Here is a 21015-nt window from a genome sequence, read left to right on the forward strand (position 1 = left end):
GCCCGGTTCAAGGAAGTGACACACGTGGCTGACGACGACAAGTACGTGGAATACCTCAAGCGGGTCACGGGCGAACTGCGGCAGACGCGCCGCAGGCTCCGCGAGGTCGAGGACCGCGGCCGCGAGCCCATCGCCGTCGTGGCGATGAGCTGCCGGTTCCCCGGCGGCATCCGCACCCCAGAGGACCTGTGGCGGCTGGTCGACGAGGGCGGCGACGCCGTCGGACCGCTGCCCGAGGACCGCGGCTGGGACATCGCCGACCGCTACGACCCCGACCCGGGCCGGCCCGGCACGTTCTCCACGCGCGAGGGCGGCTTCCTCGACGACGCCGCCTCCTTCGACGCCGCCTTCTTCGGCATGAGCCCCCGCGAGGCGCTGGCCACCGACCCGCAGCAGCGGATCCTGCTGGAGGCGTCCTGGGAACTGCTGGAGCGCGCCGGGATCCGTCCGGCGACCCTGCGCGGCAGCGCCACCGGTGTCTTCGTCGGCGCCGCCGGCTCCGGCTACGGACAGGGCCCGGTCGAGGTGCCCGAGGACGTGCACGGCCTGATGCTCGCCGGGAACGCCACCTCCGTGGCCTCCGGCCGCATCTCCTACGTCCTCGGCCTCGAGGGCCCCACCGTCACCGTCGACACCGCCTGTTCCTCCTCGCTGGTCGCCCTGCACTGGGCGGTGCAGGCGCTGCGCGCGGGGGAGTGCGACCTCGCGCTGGCGGGCGGCGTGGCGGTGATGGCCACGCCGGGCCTGCTGTTCGAGTTCAGCCGGCAGCGCGGGCTGGCCCCCGACGGCCGGTGCAAGGCGTTCGCCGACTCCGCCGACGGTACCGGCTGGTCCGAGGGCGTCGGCCTGCTCCTGGTGGAACGGCTCTCCGACGCCCGCCGCAACGGGCACCCCGTCCTGGCCGTGGTCCGCGGTTCCGCCGTCAACTCCGACGGCGCCTCCAACGGGCTGACCGCCCCCAACGGGCCCGCCCAGCAGCGGGTCATCGAACAGGCCCTCGCCAACGCCGGGATCACCGCCGACGGCGTCGACGCCGTCGAGGCGCACGGCACCGGCACCACCCTCGGCGACCCCATCGAGGCCCAGGCGCTCCTCGCCACCTACGGCCGTCGCAAGGACGCCGAGCACCCCCTCTTCCTCGGCTCCCTCAAATCCAACATCGGCCACACCCAGGCCGCCGCCGGCGTCGCCGGCGTCATCAAGACCGTCATGGCGCTCCGGCACGGCCGCCTGCCACGCACCCTCCACGTGGACACGCCGTCCCGGCACGTGGACTGGGACGCCGGCCACGTCCGGCTGCTCACCGAGCCGACCGACTGGCCCGTCACCGAGGGCCGCCCGCGCCGCGCCGCCGTCTCTTCCTTCGGCATCAGCGGAACCAACGCGCACACCGTCCTCGAAGCCGCCCCCGACGAACCCGCCGACGCGAACCCGGCGGCCCACGCCGCCCCCGCACGACTGCCGCTCGCCCCCTGGCTGCTGTCCGCGCGCGGCGCCGAGGCCCTGCGCGGCCAGGCGGCCCGCCTCCTCGACCACCTGGACGCACACCCCGGCGACGACCCGCACGTCACCGCGCGAGCGCTCGCCACCACCCGGCAGGCGTTCGAGCACCGCGCCGTCGTCCTCGCCGAGGACACCGCCACGGCCCGCGACGCCCTCGCCGCCCTCGCCGCGGGGGAGGAGCACCCGGCCGTCGTCACCGGCCGCACCCTGCGCGGCGCCACCGCATTCCTGTTCTCCGGGCAGGGCGCCCAGCGTCCCGGCATGGGCCGCGACCTGTACGCCGCGTTCCCCGCCTTCGCCCGCGCCTTCGACGAGGTCTGCGCCCACCTCGATCCCGAGCTCGGCCTCTCCCTCAAGGACGCCGTCCTGGACGGCGGCCCGGACGACGAGGCACTGCGCGGGACGGGCCTCGCCCAGCCCGCCCTGTTCGCGTTCGAGATCGCCCTGTTCCGGCTCCTGGAGTCCTGGGGCATCACACCCAAGTACGTCCTCGGCCACTCCCTGGGCGAGCTGTCCGCCGCCCATGTCGCCGGCGTGTGGTCGCTGCCCGACGCCTGCCGCCTGGTCGCCGCCCGCGGCCGGCTCATGCAGGCGCTGCCCGCGGGCGGCGCCATGGCCGCCGTGGAGGCCGCCGAGGACGAGGTGACCGCGCTGCTGGCCGCGCACGGCGACGCCGTGGCCGTCGCCGCCGTCAACGGCCCGCACGCCACGGTGATCTCCGGCGACGCCGCCGCCGTCGAGGCCGTCGCCGCCGAACTCGGCGCCCGCGGCCGCACCGTCCGCGGGCTGCGCGTCTCGCACGCCTTCCACTCGGCGCACATGGACGCCGTCCTGGACGACTTCCGCGCGGTCGCCGACACCGTCACCGCGCACCCGCCGCGCCTGACCGTCGTCTCCAACCTCACCGGCCGCCCGGCGACCGCCGACGAACTGGCCTCCGCCGACTACTGGGTGCGCCACCTGCGCCACCAGGTCCGCTTCGCCGACGGCGTCCACTGGCTCGCCACCCACGGCGTCACCCGCTTCCTGGAAGTCGGACCCGACGCCACCCTCACCGCGCCGGCCCGCACCTGCCTGCCCGACGACACCGCCGGCCGGGTGTGCGTACCGCTGCTGCGCCGGAACCGCCCCGAGGCCGCCACCCTCCTCGCCGGTGTCGCCGCCGCCCACACCCACGGCGTGTCCCTCGACCTCGACGCCCTCCTGGGCGCCGACCCCGCCGGCCCGCGCATCGCCCTGCCCACCTACGCCTTCACCCGGGAGCGCTACTGGCTGCGCCCCGCCGCGACCGCCGCCGACGTCAGCGGGGCGGGCCTGACCGGCACCGGGCACCCGCTGCTCGGCGCCGTCGTCAGGGTCGCCGACGACGACCGGGTCCTGCTCACCGGCCGGCTGTCCACGCGCACCCAGCCGTGGCTCGCCGACCACACCGTCGCCGGTGCCGTCCTGCTGCCCGGCACCGCGTTCGTCGAACTCGTGCTGCGCGCCGGGGACGAGGTGGGCTGCGGACTCCTCGACGACCTGACCCTGGAGGCACCGCTCGTCCTCACGGACGACGGCGGAACCCAGCTCCAGATCGCCCTCGGCGCGCCCGACCCCTCCGGCCGCCGCCCGGTCACCGTCCACGCGCGGCCCGACGCCGACGACGACAGCCCCTGGACCCGGCACGCCACCGCCGTCCTCGCCCCCGTGCCCGCCGGGCCCGGGACCGGCCTCACCGCCTGGCCGCCGGCCGGCGCCCGGCCGGTTCCCCTCGACGGCCTCTACCCGGCCCTGGCCGAACAGGGCTACCAGTACGGCCCCGTCTTCCAGGGCCTGCGTGCCGCCTGGCGTTCCGGCGACACCTGGTACGCCGAGATCGCGCTCCCCGAGGACCAGCACCGCGACGCCGCCCGCTACGGACTGCACCCCGCCCTCCTCGACGCCGCCCTGCACGCCCAGCTGGCCGGTGACGGCACGGACGGCGACGGCGAGGCCCGCGGCACGGGGCTGCCGTTCGCGTTCGGCGGCGTCGCCCTGCACGCCGTCGGCGCCACCGAACTGCGCGTCCGTCTCGACCGCGGCCCCTCCGGCACCGTACGCCTCACGCTCGCCGACGGCACCGGACAGCCCGTCGCCACCGTCGGCTCCCTGGTCAGCCGTCCCGTCGCCGACGGAGCCCTGCGGGCGGCCCGCCCCACCGACGGAGCCCTGTACGCGATCCGCTGGACCGGCGGCGAACTCCCCGACGCGCCGGACACCGGCGGCTGGCGGCTCGCCGGCCGGGACCCCGCCGACGGCCTGGTGCCCGCGTGGCCCGCGCTCGGCACCGGCGACACGCCCTGCGCCGCCGCCGTCCTGCCGTACGCCTCGCGGCCCGGGGAGCGGCCCGCCGACGTGGCGGCCCGTGCCCTGGCCGACCTCCAGGCCCTGCTGAGCGACCCGCGCACCCGGGACGCGCCGCTCGTCGTCGTGACGCGCGGCGCCGTCGCCGCCGACGGCGAGGACGTCACGGACCTGCCCGCCGCCGCCGTGTGGGGCCTGGTGCGCGCCGCCCAGACCGAGAACCCCGGCCGTCTCGTCCTCGCCGACGTGGACGACACCGAGGCGTCACGCGCCGCGCTCGCCGCGGCCGTCACCGTGGGAGCACCCCAACTCGTCCTGCGTGCGGGCAAGTTGCTGACGCCGACGCTGACCCGCACGCCCGGCGCCCCCGACGCGCCCGTCTGGGAGGCCGACGGCACCGTCCTGATCACCGGCGGCACCGGCGCCCTCGGCGCACTGGTCGCCCGCCACCTGGTCACCACGCACGGCGTACGCTCGCTGCTGCTGCTCTCCCGCCGCGGCAGCGACGCCCCGGGCGCCGGCGAGCTGGCGGCCGAACTCACCGCCCACGGCGCCGCCGTACACATCGAGCCGTGCGACGCCGCCGACCCCGACGCACTCGCCGCCGCCCTGGCCACGGTGCCCGCCGACCGGCCGCTGCGCGCCGTCGTGCACACCGCGGGCGTCCTCGACGACGGAGTCCTCGGCTCCCTCACCCCCGAGCGGCTCGCCGCCGTGCTGCGCGCCAAGGCGGACACCGCGCTCGCCCTGCACACCGCGACCCGCGACGCCGGCCTCACGGCCTTCGTGCTGTTCTCCTCCGCCTCCGGCCTGCTCGGCGGCGCCGGCCAGGCCAACTACGCGGCCGCCAACACCGTCCTGGACGCCCTGGCCCATCACCGGCGTGCCACGGGCCTGCCCGCCACCTCCCTCGCCTGGACCCTGTGGGACCACGACGCCGGCATGACCGGCGGACTCGGCGAGGACGACCGTCGCCGCATCGCCGCCTCCGGACTGCCCGCCCTCGACCCGGCACGGGCCCTGGCCCTGCTCGACGAGGCCCTCGCAACCGACGAGCCGCTCCTCGCGCCGCTGCGCACCGACCCCGCCGCCCTCCGCTCGGCGGCCTCCGCCGGACGGCTGCCCGCCCTGCTGCACGGCCTCGTCCCCGCGCCGGCCCGCCGCGCCGCGAGCGCCGCCGACGCCTCCGCCCTCGGCCGCCGACTGGCCGGCCTCTCCGCGCCCGAACAGGAGCGGCTGCTGCTGGACCTGGTGCGCCGGCACGCCGCCGTCGCCCTCGGCCACGGCTCGACCGGCGCCGTCGACGGCGAACAGTCCTTCAAGGACCTCGGGTTCGACTCCCTCACCTCCGTCGACCTGCGCAACCGGCTCAGCGCCGAGACCGGGCTGCGGCTGCCCGCCACCCTCGTCTTCGACCACCCCCGGCCCAGCGCCCTGGCCGGTCACCTCTCCAGGCAACTCGCCGGGTCGACGGAGCAGTTCACCGCCACGACGGTCGCCTCCGACGCGGACGACCCGGTCGTCGTGGTCGGCATGGCCTGCCAGTACCCCGGCGGCGTCACCTCACCGGAGGAGCTGTGGCGGTTCGTCTCCGAGGGCGGCGACGCCATCGGCGCCTTCCCCACCGACCGGGGCTGGGACCTGGACCGGCTGGCCGGTCTGGAAGCCGGATTCCTCTACGGGGCGACCCACTTCGACGCCTCCCTCTTCGGCATCGCGCCCCGTGAGGCCCTCGCCATGGACCCCCAGCAGCGGCTGCTGCTGGAGACCTCCTGGGAGACCTTCGAACGCGCCGGGATCGACCCGCTGTCCCTGCGCGGCAGCGACACCGGCGTCTACGTCGGTGCCATGGGCTCCGGCTACGCCTCCGGCCTGGCCGACATCCCCGAGGGAATGGAGGGCTACATCGGGCTCGGCGTCTCCGGCAGTGTCATCTCCGGCCGCGTCGCCTACACCTTCGGCCTGGAGGGGCCGACGATGACCGTCGACACGGCCTGCTCCTCCGCGCTGGTCGCCCTGCACCTCGCCGCCCACGCGCTGCGGCAGGGCGAGTGCTCGATGGCCCTGGCCGGCGGTGTCACCGTGATGGCCACCCCCGGCACCTACACCGAGTTCACCGCGCAGAACGGTCTGGCCGCCGACGGCCGGTGCAAGGCCTTCGCCGCGTCCGCCGACGGCACCAGCTTCTCCGAGGGCGTCGGCATGCTCCTGCTGGAACGCCTCTCCGACGCCCGCCGCAACGGCCACCCCGTCCTCGCCGTCGTCCGCGGCTCCGCCACCAACCAGGACGGCGCGTCCAACGGACTGACCGCACCCAACGGCCCCTCCCAGGAACGCGTCATCCGGCAGGCGCTCGCCGCCGCCGGACTCTCGGCGGCGGACGTCGACGCCGTCGAGGCGCACGGAACCGGCACCACCCTCGGCGACCCCATCGAAGCGCAGGCCCTGTTCGCCACCTACGGCCGCGAACGGCCGGACGGGCAGCCCCTGTCGCTGGGCTCCGCCAAGTCCAACTTCGGGCACACCCAGGCCGCCGCCGGAGCGGCCGGCGTGATCAAGATGATCATGGCGATGCGCCACGGCGAACTGCCGCGCACCCTGCACGTCGACGAGCCCTCCCCGCACATCGACTGGTCCAGCGGCACCATCGACCTGCTCACCGAGGCCCGCCCCTGGCCCGCCCGGGACGGCCGCCCGCGCCGGGCCGGCGTCTCCTCCTTCGGCATCAGCGGCAGCAACGCCCACGTCGTCCTGGAGGAGCCGCCCGGCGACGGAGCCGTACCCGAACGGCCGGCGCCCGCCGCCGTACCGCGCGTGCACCCCGTCTCCGGACACACCCCCGAGGCGCTGCGCGCCCAGGCCGCCCGCCTGCGCACGCACGTCCTCCGGCACGACGACGACGCCCGCGACCTCGCACACAGCCTCGCCACCGCCCGCCACCCGCAGGCGCACCGGGCCGCCGTCGTCGCCGCAGACCGGGACGAACTCCTCGCCGGACTCGCCGCCGTGGCCGCCGGGGAACCGGCCCCGCACGTCACCACCGGCACCGCCGACGGCGGCGGGCTCGCCGTCCTGTTCAGCGGCCAGGGCGCCCAGCACCCCGGCATGGGCCGCGCCCTGTACGCCGCGCAGCCCGTCTTCGCCGACGCCTTCGACACCGTCTGCGCCGAACTCGACCGGCACCTCGACGGACCGCCGCTGCGCGACGTGGTCTTCGCCGACGAGGGCACCGCCGAGGCCGCGCTGCTCGACCGCACCGCCCACACCCAGGCCGCCCTCTTCGCGTTCGGCACCGCCGCCCACGCGCTCGCCGCGTCGTGGGGTGTCCGCGCCGACGTGCTCGGCGGTCACTCCATCGGCGAGCTGACCGCCGCGCACGCCGCCGGGGTCTTCGGCCTCGCGGACGCCTGCGCCCTCGTCGCCGCCCGCGGCCGGCTCATGCAGAACCTGCCCGAGGGCGGCGCCATGACCGCCCTGGAGGCCACCGAGGAGGAGGTGCTGACCCTGCTCGACGGCGGCGCCGGACGCGTCGCGATCGCCGCCGTCAACGGGCCCGCGTCCGTCGTGGTCTCCGGGGAGCGGGAAGCGGTGGAGGCGGTCTCCCGCGAGTTCGCCGGGCGCGGCCGCAAGACCCGGCGCCTGCGCGTCAGCCACGCCTTCCACTCGCCCCTGATGGACGACATGCTCGCCGACTTCCGCGCCGTCGCCTCCCACGTCCGCTACGACGCGCCGACCGTACCGGTCCTGTCCAACCTCACCGGCGCCCTCGCCACCGGCGACGACCTCGTCACCGCCGACTACTGGGTCCGCCACGTGCGCCGGGCCGTCCGTTTCGCCGACGGAGCCCGCGCGCTGGAGACCGCCGGCGTCACCCACTGCCTCGAACTGGGCCCCGACGCCACCCTCACCACCCTCGTCCTGGCCGCTGTCGCCGACCCCGCCTCGGTCACCGCCGTGCCCCTGCTGCGGCCCGGCACCGCCGAGGAACGGTCCGCCCTGCTCGCCGCCGCCGAACTGCACGTCCACGGCCGCGCCGACGTCCCCGCCGCGCCCGCCGACACCGGGGCGCGCACCCTGCCCCTGCCTACCTACGCCTTCCAGCGGGAGCGCTTCTGGCTGGAGCCGTCGGCGGTGCCCGCCGCGTCCGGCGAGGACTCCGCGTTCTGGGACCTCGTCGAGGCCGCCGACCCCGCCGCGCTCGCCGCGCGGCTCGCCGTCGATCCCGACGCCCCGCTCAGCGCCGTACTGCCCGCCCTGGCCGCCTGGCGCGGCGAGGACCGCAGGCGGGAGGAGATCCAGGGCTGGGAACACCGCGTGGTGTGGCGGCCGGCCGCCGAGGGCGGACCGGCCGCGCTCCCCGGCACCTGGCTCCTCGCCGTCCCCAGCCGGCTCGTCGGCGGCCCCTGGGCGTGCTCCGTCGCCGACGCCCTCACCACCCACGGCGCACACGTCCGCGTCCTGCCCGTCGACTGCGCCGCCGCCGACCGCGCCGATCTGACCACCGCCCTCACCGACCTGCGCCGCGAGGGCGACCCGGCCTGGACGGGCGTGCTGTCCCTGCTCGCCGCCGACACCGATCCGCTGCCCGCACACCCGGCCGTCCCCGCCGGACTGGCCGCCACCACCGCCCTCCTCCAGGCGCTCGCCGACGGAGCCGCGGGAGCGGACCCGGTCCGCCTGTGGGCGCTCACCGCGGGCGCCGTCGGCGCTCTCGGCACCGAGGCACCCGCCGTCCCCGAACAGGCCGCCGTCTGGGGCCTGGGCCGCACCGCGGCCCTCGAACACCCCCAGCTGTGGGGCGGCCTGGTCGACCTGCCCGCCGGCACCGCCACCGCCCTCGCCCCCGACATCGCCCGCCGCCTGGCCGCAGCCCTCACCGGCACGGCGGACGAGGACCAGATCGCCGTCCGCCCCGCGGGCACCTTCCTGCGCCGCCTCGAACACGCCCCTCCCGGCGCGCCGACCACCGACGGACCCGACTGGACCGGCACCGTCCTGCTCACCGGCGCCACCGGCGCACTCGGCCTGCGTACCGCCGCCTGGCTCGCCGGGCGCGGCGCCACCCGCATCGTGGCCGTGAGCCGTTCGGGCGCGGGCTCCGACGGCGCCGCCCGCCTCAAGGACGCCCTCGCCGACACCGGAACCGAACTCGTCCTGGCCGCCTGCGACACCGCCGACCGGGACGCGCTGGCCGCGCTGCTCGCCGAGCACCCCGTCGACGCGGTCGTGCACACCGCGGGCGTCCTCGACGACCGGCTCCTGGACGGCATGGACGCCGCGGCGCTGGACCGCGTCCTGCGGCCCAAGCTGGCCGCCGCCCGCAACCTGGACGAACTCACCCGCGACCGCGACCTCACCGCGTTCGTCCTGTACTCGTCGGTCTCCGGCATCCTCGGCACCATCGGGCAGGCCAACTACGCGGCCGCCAACGCCTTCCTGGACGCCCTGGCCGAGGCCCGCCGGGCCGCCGGCCTGCCCGCCACCTCACTGGCCTGGGGCCCCTGGGCCGGCGGCGGCATGGCCACCGCCGACGCCGGCACCGAGAACCGGATGCGCCGCGGCGGCATCAACCCGCTCGACCCCGCGAAGGCCGCCGACGCCCTCGGCCGGGCCACGGCGCGCACCGACGCCGTCCTCGCCGTCGCCGACGTCGACTGGGCCCGCTTCGCACCCGGCTTCACCACCTCCCGGCCCAGCCCGCTGCTTTCCGGCCTCCCCGAAGTGCGCGACCTGCCCGCCACGCGCCCCGAGGCGGCCGCGGACGCCCCCGGAGCCCTGCGCGAGCGGCTCGCCGGACAGTCCGCCGCCGAACGCGAACGCACCCTGACCGCACTCGTACGCGCCGAGGCCGCCGCCGTCCTCGGCCACACCGGCACCGACCGGGTCGGCGCCACGACCGCGTTCAACGCGCTCGGCTTCGACTCCCTCATGGCCGTCGAACTGCGCAACCGCATCGGCGCCGCCACCGGACTCGCCCTGCCGGCCACCCTGCTGTTCGACCAGCCGAGCGCCACCGCCCTCGCCGGATATCTGCGCGACCGGCTCACCGACGACACCGACGGAGCCGCCGCGGTCCTCGCCGGGCTCGACTCCCTGGAGGCGGCCCTCGACGGGCTGCCCGCGGACGACGTCCGCCGCGACCGCATCGGCGCCCGGATCCAGGCGCTCCTCGGACGGCTCGGCACCGCCACCGCCGTCGTCCCCGCGGTCGCCGACGGCGGCGACGACGTCGGCGACCGGATCCGGTCCGCCGGCGCGGACGAGATCTTCGACTTCATCGAGAACGACCTCGGCATCTCCTGACGCACGGCCACGGGACCTGAGAACGGGTGAGAACACATGACCGATGAGGACAAGCTCCTCGGCTACCTGAAGAAGGTCACGGCCGACCTCCACCAGACGCGGCAGCGTCTGGCCGCGGCCGAGGCCCACCAGCACGAACCCATGGCGATCGTCGCGATGGGCTGCCGCTTCCCCGGAGGCGTCACCGGACCCGACGACCTGTGGCGGCTGCTCGACGAGGGCACCGACGCCATGACCGAGTGGCCGCGCGACCGCGGCTGGGACACCGACGCGCTGTACGACCCGACGCCCGGCACCCCCGGCCGCAGCTACACCCGCACCGGCGGATTCATCGACCGCGTCGGCGACTTCGACGCCGGGTTCTTCGGCATATCACCGCGCGAGGCCGTCGGCACCGACCCGCAGCAGCGCATCCTCCTGGAGATCTGCTGGGAGGCCCTGGAACGCGCCGGCATCGACCCGCTGTCCCTGCGCGGCAGCCGCACCGGCGTGTTCACCGGAACCAATCTCCAGGACTACACGACCCTGCTCAGCCACTCCGACAACGCGGGCGACGACGGCGTCGGCAACGCGCCCAGCGTCCTGTCCGGCCGCGTCTCCTACACCCTCGGCCTGGAGGGCCCGGCCGTCTCCGTCGACACCGCCTGCTCGTCCTCGCTGGTCACCCTGCATCTGGCGGCACAGGCCCTGCGCGCGGGGGAGTGCGACCTGGCCCTCGCCGGCGGTGTCACCGTCATGTCGACGCCCACCGTCTTCCTGGAGTTCAGCCGCCAGCGCGGTCTGTCGCCCGACGGCCGCTGCCGCGCCTTCGCCGACGCCGCCGACGGCACCGCGTGGGGCGAGGGAGCCGGCGTCCTCGTCGTCGAGCGGCTCTCCGACGCCCGCCGCAACGGCCACCCCGTCCTCGCCGTGCTGCGCGGCTCCGCGGTCAACCAGGACGGCGCGTCCAACGGACTGACCGCGCCCAACGGGCCCTCCCAGGAACGGGTGATCTGGCAGGCCCTGAAGTCCGCCCGGCTCGTCCCCGCCGACGTCGACGCCGTCGAGGCGCACGGCACCGGCACCACCCTCGGCGACCCCATCGAGGCCCAGGCCCTCCTCGCCACCTACGGCCAGGACCGGCCGGCCGACCGCCCGCTGCTGCTCGGCTCCGTGAAGTCGAACATCGGCCACACCCAGGCCGCCGCCGGAGTCGCCGGCGTCATCAAGACCGTGCTCGCCCTGCGCGAGGGACGGCTGCCCGCCACCCTCCACGTCGACCGGCCCAGCCACCACGTCGACTGGTCCGCCGGACACGTCGAACTCCTCACCGAATCCCGCTCCTGGCCCCGCACCGGCGACCGTCCGCGCCGCGCCGGCGTGTCCTCCTTCGGCGTCAGCGGAACCAACGCCCACGTCATCCTCGAACAGGCCCCGCCGGCCGAGCACGACGACGACACCGCCGAAACGGCCGACGACACGCCCCGCCCCCGCGCCTTCACCGTCTCCGGCCGTACCGCCGCCGCCCTGCGCGCCCAGGCCGGCCGCCTCGCCGCCCACCTCCGCGCAGCCCCGGACGGCGCACCGCGCCCCGCCGACCTCGCCTGGTCCCTCGCGGCCACCCGCCCCGCCCTCGAACACCGCGCGGCCGTCGTCGCCCCCGACCTCGACGTGCTGCTGCGCGGACTGACCGCGCTGGCCGACGGCACCCCCGACCCGTCGGTCGTGCGCGGTGTCGCCGACACCGAGGGCGACCCGGTGTTCCTCTTCCCCGGCCAGGGCCCGCAGTGGGAGGGCATGGCCGTCGAACTGCACGCCACCGACGCCCGGTTCCGCGCCCACTTCGACGAAGCCGCCACCGCCGTCGAGACGTTCACCGACTACCGCGTCCTCGACGTCCTGCGGGGCACGCCCGGCGCCCCGCCGCTGGAACGCCTCGACGTCGTCCAGCCCACCCTGTTCGTCGTCTGCGTCGCCCTCGCCCGCCTGTGGATGGCCTGCGGGGTCCGCCCCGCCGCCGTCGCGGGACAGAGCCAGGGCGAGATCGCCGCCGCGCACATCGCCGGCGTCCTCACCCTCGAGGACGCCGCCCGCGTCGTCGTCACCCGCTCCCGCGAACTGACCGCCGTCACCGGCCGCGGTGGCATGGTCGCCGTCCCCCTGCCGCTCGCCGAGGTCGAGGCTCTCCTCGCCCCCTACGAGGGCCGCATCTGCGTCGGCTCCGTCACCGGCCCGCGTTCCGTCACCGTCTCCGGAGACGCCGCACCGCTCGCCGACCTCCTCACCCGTCTCACCGCCGACGGCGTCCGGGCCCGCCGCGTCCCCGTGGACTACGCCTCCCACTGCGCCCAGGTGGAGGACGTCAGGGACGCCCTGCTCGCCGGGTTCGCACCGGTCCGCCCGCGCCCCGCCGAGATCCCCTTCCACTCCACCGTCACCGGCGCCCGCGTCGAGGACACCACCACCCTCGACGCGGCCTACTGGTACGAGAACATCCGCCGCACCGTTCGCTTCGAAACCACCGTGCGCGGCCTTGCCGACGCCGGACACCGCGTCTTCGTCGAAGCGGGCCCGCACCCCGTCGTCACCACGGCCGTCGACGACATCCTCGACGACCTCGGCATCACCGACGGGGCGGTCCTCGGCACCCTGCGCCGCTCCGAGGGCGGACCCGAACGGTTCCTCTCCTCCGTGGCCGCCCTCTCCGTGCGCGGCGGACCGGTCGACTGGGCCGCCGTCCACCACGAGCCCGCCCACCGTGTCGACCTGCCCGTCTACGCCTTCCAACGCCGCCGCTACTGGCCCGGGTTCACCGCCGGCGACCTCACCGGGGCCGCGCCCGCCGACACCGCCGACGCGCCCTTCTGGCAGGCCGTCGACTCCGGTGACCTCACCACCCTCGCCACGGCCCTCGGCCTCGACGAGGCCACCGTCGCCACCCTGGCCCCGGCCCTGGCCGACTACCGGCGCCGCAGCGACGACCACGCCACCGCCGACCGCTGGCGTTACCGCATCACCTGGTCCCCGCTCCCGGCCGGCGGCACCGCGTCACTCGGCGGGCGGTGGGCCCTCGTCGTACCCCGCGGCCACGAGGACGGCCCGGAAGCCACCGCCGTACGCGACGCACTGACCCGCGCCGGCGCCGAATGCCGCCCCGTCGTCGTCGACGGCCCCCTCGACCGGGCCACCGCCGTCGCCGCACTGGCCGACGCCGCCACCGGAGCTCGCGGCCTGCTCTCCCTGCTGGCCCTGGACGACACCCCGCATCCCGGACACCCGCGGCTGCCGGCCGGGTTCGCCGCGACGGTCGCCCTCGTCCAGGCGCTGGACGACCTCAACGCCCGCCTCCCGGTGTGGTTCCTCACCCGGGGCGCCGTCGCCACCGCAACCGACACCGCCCCGGCCCACCCCGCCCAGGCCCTCGTCTGGGGCTTCGGACGCGTCGTCGCCCTGGAACAGGCCGACTGCTGGGGCGGCCTGATCGACCTGCCCGAGCGGTGCGACCGGCGCGCCGCCGACCGCGTCGTCGAGGTCCTCGCCGGAACGGACCACGAGGACCAGGTCGCCGTCCGCGCCACCGGCACCCTCGGCCGCCGTCTGGAACGGGCCGCCGTCGGCGGGCTGCCCGCCCGCCGCCGCTGGAAGCCGCACGGCACCGTCCTCGTCAGCGGCGGCACCGGCGCCCTCGGCCGCCACGTCGCCCGCTGGCTCGCCCGCGCGGGCGCCCCACACCTCCTGCTGGCCGGCCGCTCCGGCCCCGACGCCGAAGGCGCCGCCGAACTGCTCGCCGAACTCACCGCCGCCGGCGCCCAGGCCGACCTCGTCGCCTGCGACATCGCCGACCCGGGCGACCTCGCCGCCCTGCTGGCCGGCATCCCCGAGGACCGGCCCCTGAGCGCCGTCTTCCACACCGCCGCCGTCCTCGACGACGGCGTCATCGGCTCCCTCACCCCCGACCGCCTCGCCGAGGTTCTGCGGGTCAAGGTGGGCGGCGCCCTCAACCTCGACGCCGCCACCGCGGACCTGGACCTGTCCGCCTTCGTCCTCTTCTCCTCGTCCTCCGGCGTCTTCGGCAGCTCCGGACACGGCAACTACGCCCCCGGCAACGCCTACCTCGACGCACTCGCCGAGCACCGCCGCTCCCGCGGCCTGCCCGCCACGGCCGTCGCCTGGAGCGGCTGGGCCGACGGCGGCATGGCCGCCGGCACCGTCGGCGAACGCCTCCAGCGCCACGGCGTCCGCCTCATGGACCCCGCCGTCGCCGTCACGGCCCTCCAGGCCGCCCTCGACCAGGACGACACCACCCTCGTCGTCACCGACATCGACTGGGAGGTCTTCGGCGCCGAACTCGACAAGGGACGCCCCCGCCGCCTCTACACGGGGCTCCCCGACCTCGAACGGCTGCGCGCCCGCCGCCCCGCCCACCCCACCGGCGACGAGGAACCCGACGTCCTCGCCACCATCACCGCCCTCGGTGAGGCGGACCGGCGCCACGCCCTCCTGGAACTGGTCCGCGCCCACATCGCCTACGTTCTCAACCATCCCGGTCCCGAGGACGTCGAACCCGCCCGCGCCTTCCGCGAACTCGGCTTCGACTCCCTCACCGCCGTGGAACTGCGCAACACCCTCGGCGAGGCGACCGGCATGCGGCTGCCCGCGACCCTCGTCTACGACTATCCGACACCCGCCGCCCTCGCCGAACACCTCGGTGAACGCCTGGCCCCGGCGGCCCCGACCGTCTCCGCAGGCACCGGCGCCGCGACCCGGCACGACACGTCCGACGATCCCGTCGTCATCGTCGGTATGGCGTGCCGCTTCCCCGGTGGGGCCGACAGCGGTGACGCCGACACCCCCGAGCGGTTCTGGCGGCTCCTCACCGACGGTGCCGACGCCATGGGACCCTTCCCCGACGACCGTGACTGGGACGTCGCGGCCCTCTACGACCCCGAGCCCGGCCGAGCGGGCCGCACCTCCACCCGCTGCGGAGGCTTCCTCGACGGCTTCGCCGACTTCGACCCCGGCGTCTTCGCCATCTCGCCCCGTGAGGCGGTGGCGATGGATCCGCAGCAGCGTCTGCTGCTGGAGATGGCCTGGGAGACGTTCGAGCGGGCCGGCATCGACCCGCGCACCCTGCGCGGCAGCCGCACCGGCGTCTTCGCCGGCACCAACTACCAGGACTACACGTCCCGTCCGATCGCCCCTGGCGACGACGTCGGCGCCCACCTCGGCACCGGCAACTCCGCCAGCGTCCTGTCGGGACGCATGTCCTACACCTTCGGGCTGGAGGGTCCGGCGGTCACCGTCGACACCGCCTGCTCGTCGTCCCTGGTCGCCCTGCACCTCGCCGTGCGGTCCCTGCACGCGGGGGAGTGCGACCTGGCGCTGGCCGGCGGCGTCACGGTGATGTCGACCCCCGGTCTGTTCGTGGACTTCAGCCGTCAGCAGGGGCTGGCGGCGGACGGCCGGTGCAAGGCGTTCGCGGACGCGGCGGACGGTACGGGCTTCTCCGAGGGCGGCGGTCTGCTGCTGGTGGAGCGGCTGTCGGACGCGCGGGCGAACGGGCATCCGGTGCTCGCGGTGGTGCGGGGTTCGGCGGTCAACCAGGACGGCGCGTCCAACGGGCTGAGCGCGCCGAACGGCCCGTCGCAGCAGCGGGTGATCCGGGCCGCCCTGGCCGACGCCGGGGTGCCGGCCGGTGAGGTGGACGCGGTGGAGGCGCACGGGACGGGGACCCGGTTGGGCGACCCGATCGAGGCGCAGGCGCTCCTGGCCACCTACGGCCAGGGCCGTGCGGCCGACCGGCCGTTGTGGCTGGGGTCGGTGAAGTCGAACGTCGGTCACACGCAGGCGGGTGCCGGTGTGGCGGGCGTGATGAAGATGGTGCTGGCGATGCGGCACGGGATGCTGCCGGCCACCTTGCACGTCGACCGGCCGTCCTCGCACGTGGACTGGGACCAGGGTGCGGTGGAGCTGCTGACCGAGACCCGCGCCTGGCCGGAGACGGGGGAACGCCCGCGGCGCGCCGGTGTGTCGTCGTTCGGCATCAGCGGCACCAACGCGCACGTGGTGCTGGAGGCGGTGTCCGAGGCCGAGACGGCCGAGGCGGCGCCGCAGGCGTGGACGGGACCGGTGCCCTGGGTCCTGTCCGCCCGCAGCCGCGACGCCCTGCGCGCCCAGGCCGCCCGACTCCTCGACCACGTCACCGGGCACCCCGAGGTGCGGCCCGCCGACACCGCGCTGGCCCTGGCGACCACCCGGACGCCCTTCACCCACCGGGCCGTGCTCGTCGGCACCGGCCACGAGGAGCTCACCGCCCGGCTGCGGGCGCTGGCCGACGCCGCCCCGCTGCCCGGCACCGTCACCGGAACCGCCCGCTCCGGCGGCCGGACGGCGTTCCTGTTCACCGGACAGGGCGCCCAGCGGCCCGGCATGGGACGCGACCTGCACGCCGTCTTCCCGGTGTTTGCCGAGGCCTTCGACGCCGTGTGCGAGCGGATCCCCGGACTGCGCGAGTCGGTGCACGGCGACGACACCGACGCGCTGAACCGCACCGAGCACGCCCAGCCGGCGCTGTTCGCCTTCGAAGTGGCCCTCTACCGCCTGCTGGAATCCTGGGGCGTGCGGCCCGACCTCGTCGCCGGGCACTCCGTCGGCGAGATCGCCGCCGCCCATGTGGCCGGCGTGTTCTCCCTCGACGACGCGTGCGCCCTGGTCGCCGCCCGCGGCCGGCTCATGCAGGCGCTTCCGTCCGGCGGCGCGATGGCGTCGATCCGGGCCGCCGAGGACGAGGTGCTGCCCCTGCTGGCGGACCGCGAGCACGAAGCCGGCATCGCCGCTGTCAACGGGCCCCTCGCCACCGTCGTATCCGGCACCGAGGCCGCCGTCGCGGAGATCTGCGACCACTTCGCGACGGCCGGACGGCGCACCACACGGTTGCGGGTGGGCCATGCCTTCCACTCACCGCTGATGGACCCGGTCCTCGACGACTTCCGCGCCGTCGCCGCCGGCCTCTCCTACGCCGAGCCGACGCTGCCCCTGGTCTCCGGCCGGACCGGCGGGACCGCCACACCCGGCCTGCTCACCGACCCCGAGTACTGGGTACGGCACGTACGCGAACCGGTCCGCTTCCACGACTGCGTCGCACGGCTGCACGGTCTCGGCGCCCGCCGTTTCCTGGAGGTCGGCCCCGACGGCCCGCTCACCGCGCTCGCCGAGGCCGCCCTCGCCGAGCCGGAGCCGTCCGCGGCGGACGAACCCGTGTTCGTGTCGGCCGCCCTGCGCGACACGCCGGAGACGGACCAGCTGCTGGCGGCCGTCGGCACGCTCTTCGCGCACGGCGTCGCACCCGACTGGGCGGCACTCCTGCCCGGCGCCCGCGTCGTGCCGCTGCCCACCTACGCCTTCCAGCGGCAGCGCTACTGGCTGCCGACCGCGGCCTTCGCCGGCGACCCGGAGGCCGCGGGACTGCGCACCGCGGAGCACCCGTTCCTCGGCGCCGAGGTCACCCGGGCAGGCTCCGACGACCTGCTGTTCACCGGGCGGCTGTCGCTGCGCGGCCACCCCTGGCTCGCCGACCACACCGTCCTCGGCCAGGTCATCCTGCCCGCCACCGGCCACCTCGACCTGGCCGTCCACATCGGCGACCGCACCGGCTGCGGCCACCTGAGCGAACTCACCCTGCTCAGCCCGCTCGTCGTACCCGGCGAGGGCGCCGCCCTCATCCAGGTGGCCGTCGACGGCGCCGACGACGACGGCCGCCGTGCCTTCACGGTGTGGTCCCGGCCCGACGGGGACGACGGCCCCTGGCAGCGGCACGCCCAGGGTGTCCTGGCCCCGCAGGCGCCGCCCGCCCCGGCCGACGACCTGACCGCCTGGCCCCCGCCGGGCGCCCGCACCGTCTCCGACGAGGACCCCTACCCGGTCTTCGCCGCCGCCGGATTCGACTACGGCCCCAGCTTCCGCGGCCTGGGCACCGTGTGGGAGCGCGACGACGAGGTGTACGCCGAGGTCACGCTGCCTGAGCCGTACCGGCAGGACGCCGCACGGCACGCGCTGCACCCTGCGCTGCTCGACGCGGCCGTGCAGACGCTGCTGGTCCGCCGTCCGGGCGTGCGGGACGACGAGGCGGCGGCGCCCATGCTGCCGTTCGCCTGGTCCGGACTGACCCTGCACGCCACCGGCGCGACCGCGCTGCGGGTGCGCCTCACACCGGCGGGCCACGACCACGGCTTCCGGGTGCTGGTCACCGACACCGCCGGTCGGCCCGTCGCCACCGCGGACGCGATCACCCTGCGCACCGTGTCCGCCGCCCCCGCCGCCGGCACCGGCCGACCCGAACTGCTGCGCCTCGACTGGCGCGAGAGCCGCCCGGCTGCGGAAGCCCCACGGCCACGCGCGGTGCGCTGGATCGTCCTCGGCGACGGCGACGACCGGGTGGCCGCCGCCCTCGACGCGGCGGGGATCCACCTTGAGGCGTATGCCGACCTCGACGCCCTCGGCAAGGCCGTCGACACCGGAATGACCATGCCCGACGTCGTCCTCGTCGCCCCCGAACCGCACCCCTCCGGCTCCCACGCCGCCCTGCCCGAGCGGGTCCGCGGCCGACTGGCCCGTGCCCACGAGCTGATGTGCGGCTGGCTCGCCGACGAGCGGTACGCCGACTCCCGGCTGGTGTTCGTGACCCGCGAAGCGGTCGGCGCCGGCCAGGGTCCCGGGACCGACGCCGACGGCCTGCCCGACGTCGCCGGTGCCGCCCTGTGGGGCCTGGTCCGCTCCGGACAGGCCGAACACCCCGGCCGTTTCCAGCTGGTGGACCTGGCGGCCGACGCCACGGACGGCGACGCCCCCGCCCTGCTCGCGGCGGTCGCCTCCGGACGCCCGCACGGCGCGGTCCGCGACGGCCGTGTCCTGTACCCCGACGCCGCGCCCGCAGCGGCCGGCGCCGCACCGGCCCTCGCCGACGGCACCGTGCTGGTCACCGGTGCCACCGGCACCCTGGGGCGCGCGGTCGCCCGCCATCTCGTCACCCGGCACGGCGTGCGCTCCCTGCTGCTGACCGGCCGGCGCGGACCCGCGGCCGACGGGGCGAACGCCCTCGTCGCCGAACTGACCGAACTGGGGGCCCGTGTACACCTGGAGGCCTGCGACCTCGCGGAACGAACCGACGTCGAACGGCTGCTGGGTCGACTGCCGGACGAACTGCCGCTGACCGGCGTCGTCCACGCGGCCGGTGTCACCGACGATGCCGTCCTCACCGCTCTCGACGGCGGGCGCTTCGACGCCGTGCTGCGGCCCAAGGCCGACGGGGCGTGGCATCTGCACGAGCTCACCGCCGGCCGGCCACCCGCCGCGTTCGTGCTGTTCTCCTCCGCCGCGGGCACCTTCGGCGCCCCGGGCCAGGCCAACTACGCCGCCGCGAACGCCTTCCTCGACGGGCTCGCCGCCCTGCGGCACTCCCTCGGGCTGCCCGCCGCCTCCGTCGCCTGGGGCCTGTGGAACGACGACAGCGGCATCACCGGCCGTCTGTCCCACGCCGACCGCGGCCGGCTGGCCCGCGGCGGCCTGCGGCCCCTGGCCACCGAGGACGCCCTCACCCTCCTGGACGACGCGCTGGCCACGACCGACCCCGCGGTGATCGCCGTCGCCACCGTCTCCGGCCGCTCCGGTGTCCGGGCGATGCTGCGGCCCGCCGCCCCGGCGGTCACCCGCAGGACCGCGGCGGGAGCCGATACGGACCCGGGAGCCTCGCTGCTCGCCGGACGCACCCCCGAAGAGGGCCGCGCCCTGCTGCTGGGACTGGTGCGCGAACGGGCCGCGACCGTCCTCGGCCACGCCGGCCCGGACGAGGTCGAGCCCGACCGGCTCTTCACCGAGCAGGGCTTCGACTCCCTCACCGTGGTCGAACTGCGCAACCACCTCGCCACCGCCACCGGACTGGGACTCGCCCCCACCCTGCTGTTCGACCACGCGACACCCGAGGCACTCGCCGCCCACCTGCACGGCAGGCTCGGCGACCGGGCCGCCCCGGACACCGGCCGGGGAGAAGCGGCGCCGGCCGCTGTCGGGGCGCCCGCCGGGGACACCATCGGCACCCTGTTCAAGCAGGCCTGCCTGGACGGCCGGATCGACGACGGCTTCACCCTGCTTCAGGCCGCGGCGGCACTGCGCCCCACCTTCACCTCGCCGGACGAACTCACCACCGTCCCCGGGGCGATCCGTCTCTCGGCCGGTGACAGCGCCGCCCCGCTGGTCTGCTTCAGTTCCTACGTGGCCCTCGCCGGTGTCCACCAGTACGCCCGGTTCGCCTCCGCCTTCCGCGGCCGGCGCGACGTATGGGCCCTGCCGACCCAGGGCTTCGGCACCGCAGAGGCGCTGCCGGCCACCTTCGACGCGGTCGCCGACCTGCACGCCGACGCGGTGCACCGCACCGTGGGCGACACCCCGGCGGTCCTGCTCGGATCGTCCTCCGGCGGCGTCCTCGCCCTGTCCACGGCCCGGCGGATGCAGGAACGCGGCGCCGCACCCGCCGCCGTCGTCCTGCTCGACACCTACATGCCGCGGGCCGACTCCCCGTTCCTCCGGTTCTCCCAGCAGATGCTGGGCGGCATGTTCGACCGGGAGTCCATGTTCGCGCACATGGACTCCGACCGGCTCACCGCGATGAGCTGGTACGTGGCGATGATCGGCGAGTGGGAGCCGGGTCCGCTGGACTGCCCGGTCCTGCTGGTCCGCTCCACCGAGCCTCCCGTGCCCGCGGAGCCCGGCGAGGAGATGCGTCCCGAGGAGTGGCAGACGTCCTGGGACCGGGCGCACACCGTGCTCGACGTCCCCGGCAACCACTTCACCATGATGGAGGACCACGCCCGCTCCACCGCCCGGGCCACCGACGGATGGCTCACCTCCCGG

Annotated in this window: 2 protein-coding genes; both read left to right on the forward strand. The window is 76.4% G+C overall.

Annotation, left to right across the window (positions count from 1 at the left end; translation table 11 throughout):
• Positions 1 to 24 precede the first annotated feature (24 nt).
• A complete protein-coding gene (locus tag AC3ET3_RS33335) occupies positions 25 to 10131 on the forward strand; it encodes a type I polyketide synthase (protein WP_435613488.1) in 10107 nt (3368 codons plus the stop codon).
• A 36-nt stretch (positions 10132 to 10167) separates the two neighbouring features.
• Positions 10168 to 21015: type I polyketide synthase (locus tag AC3ET3_RS33340; protein WP_435613489.1), on the forward strand; the 10848-nt coding region annotated here is incomplete at its 3' end.

The sequence above is a fragment of the Streptomyces sp. bgisy159 genome, assembly GCF_057707805.1.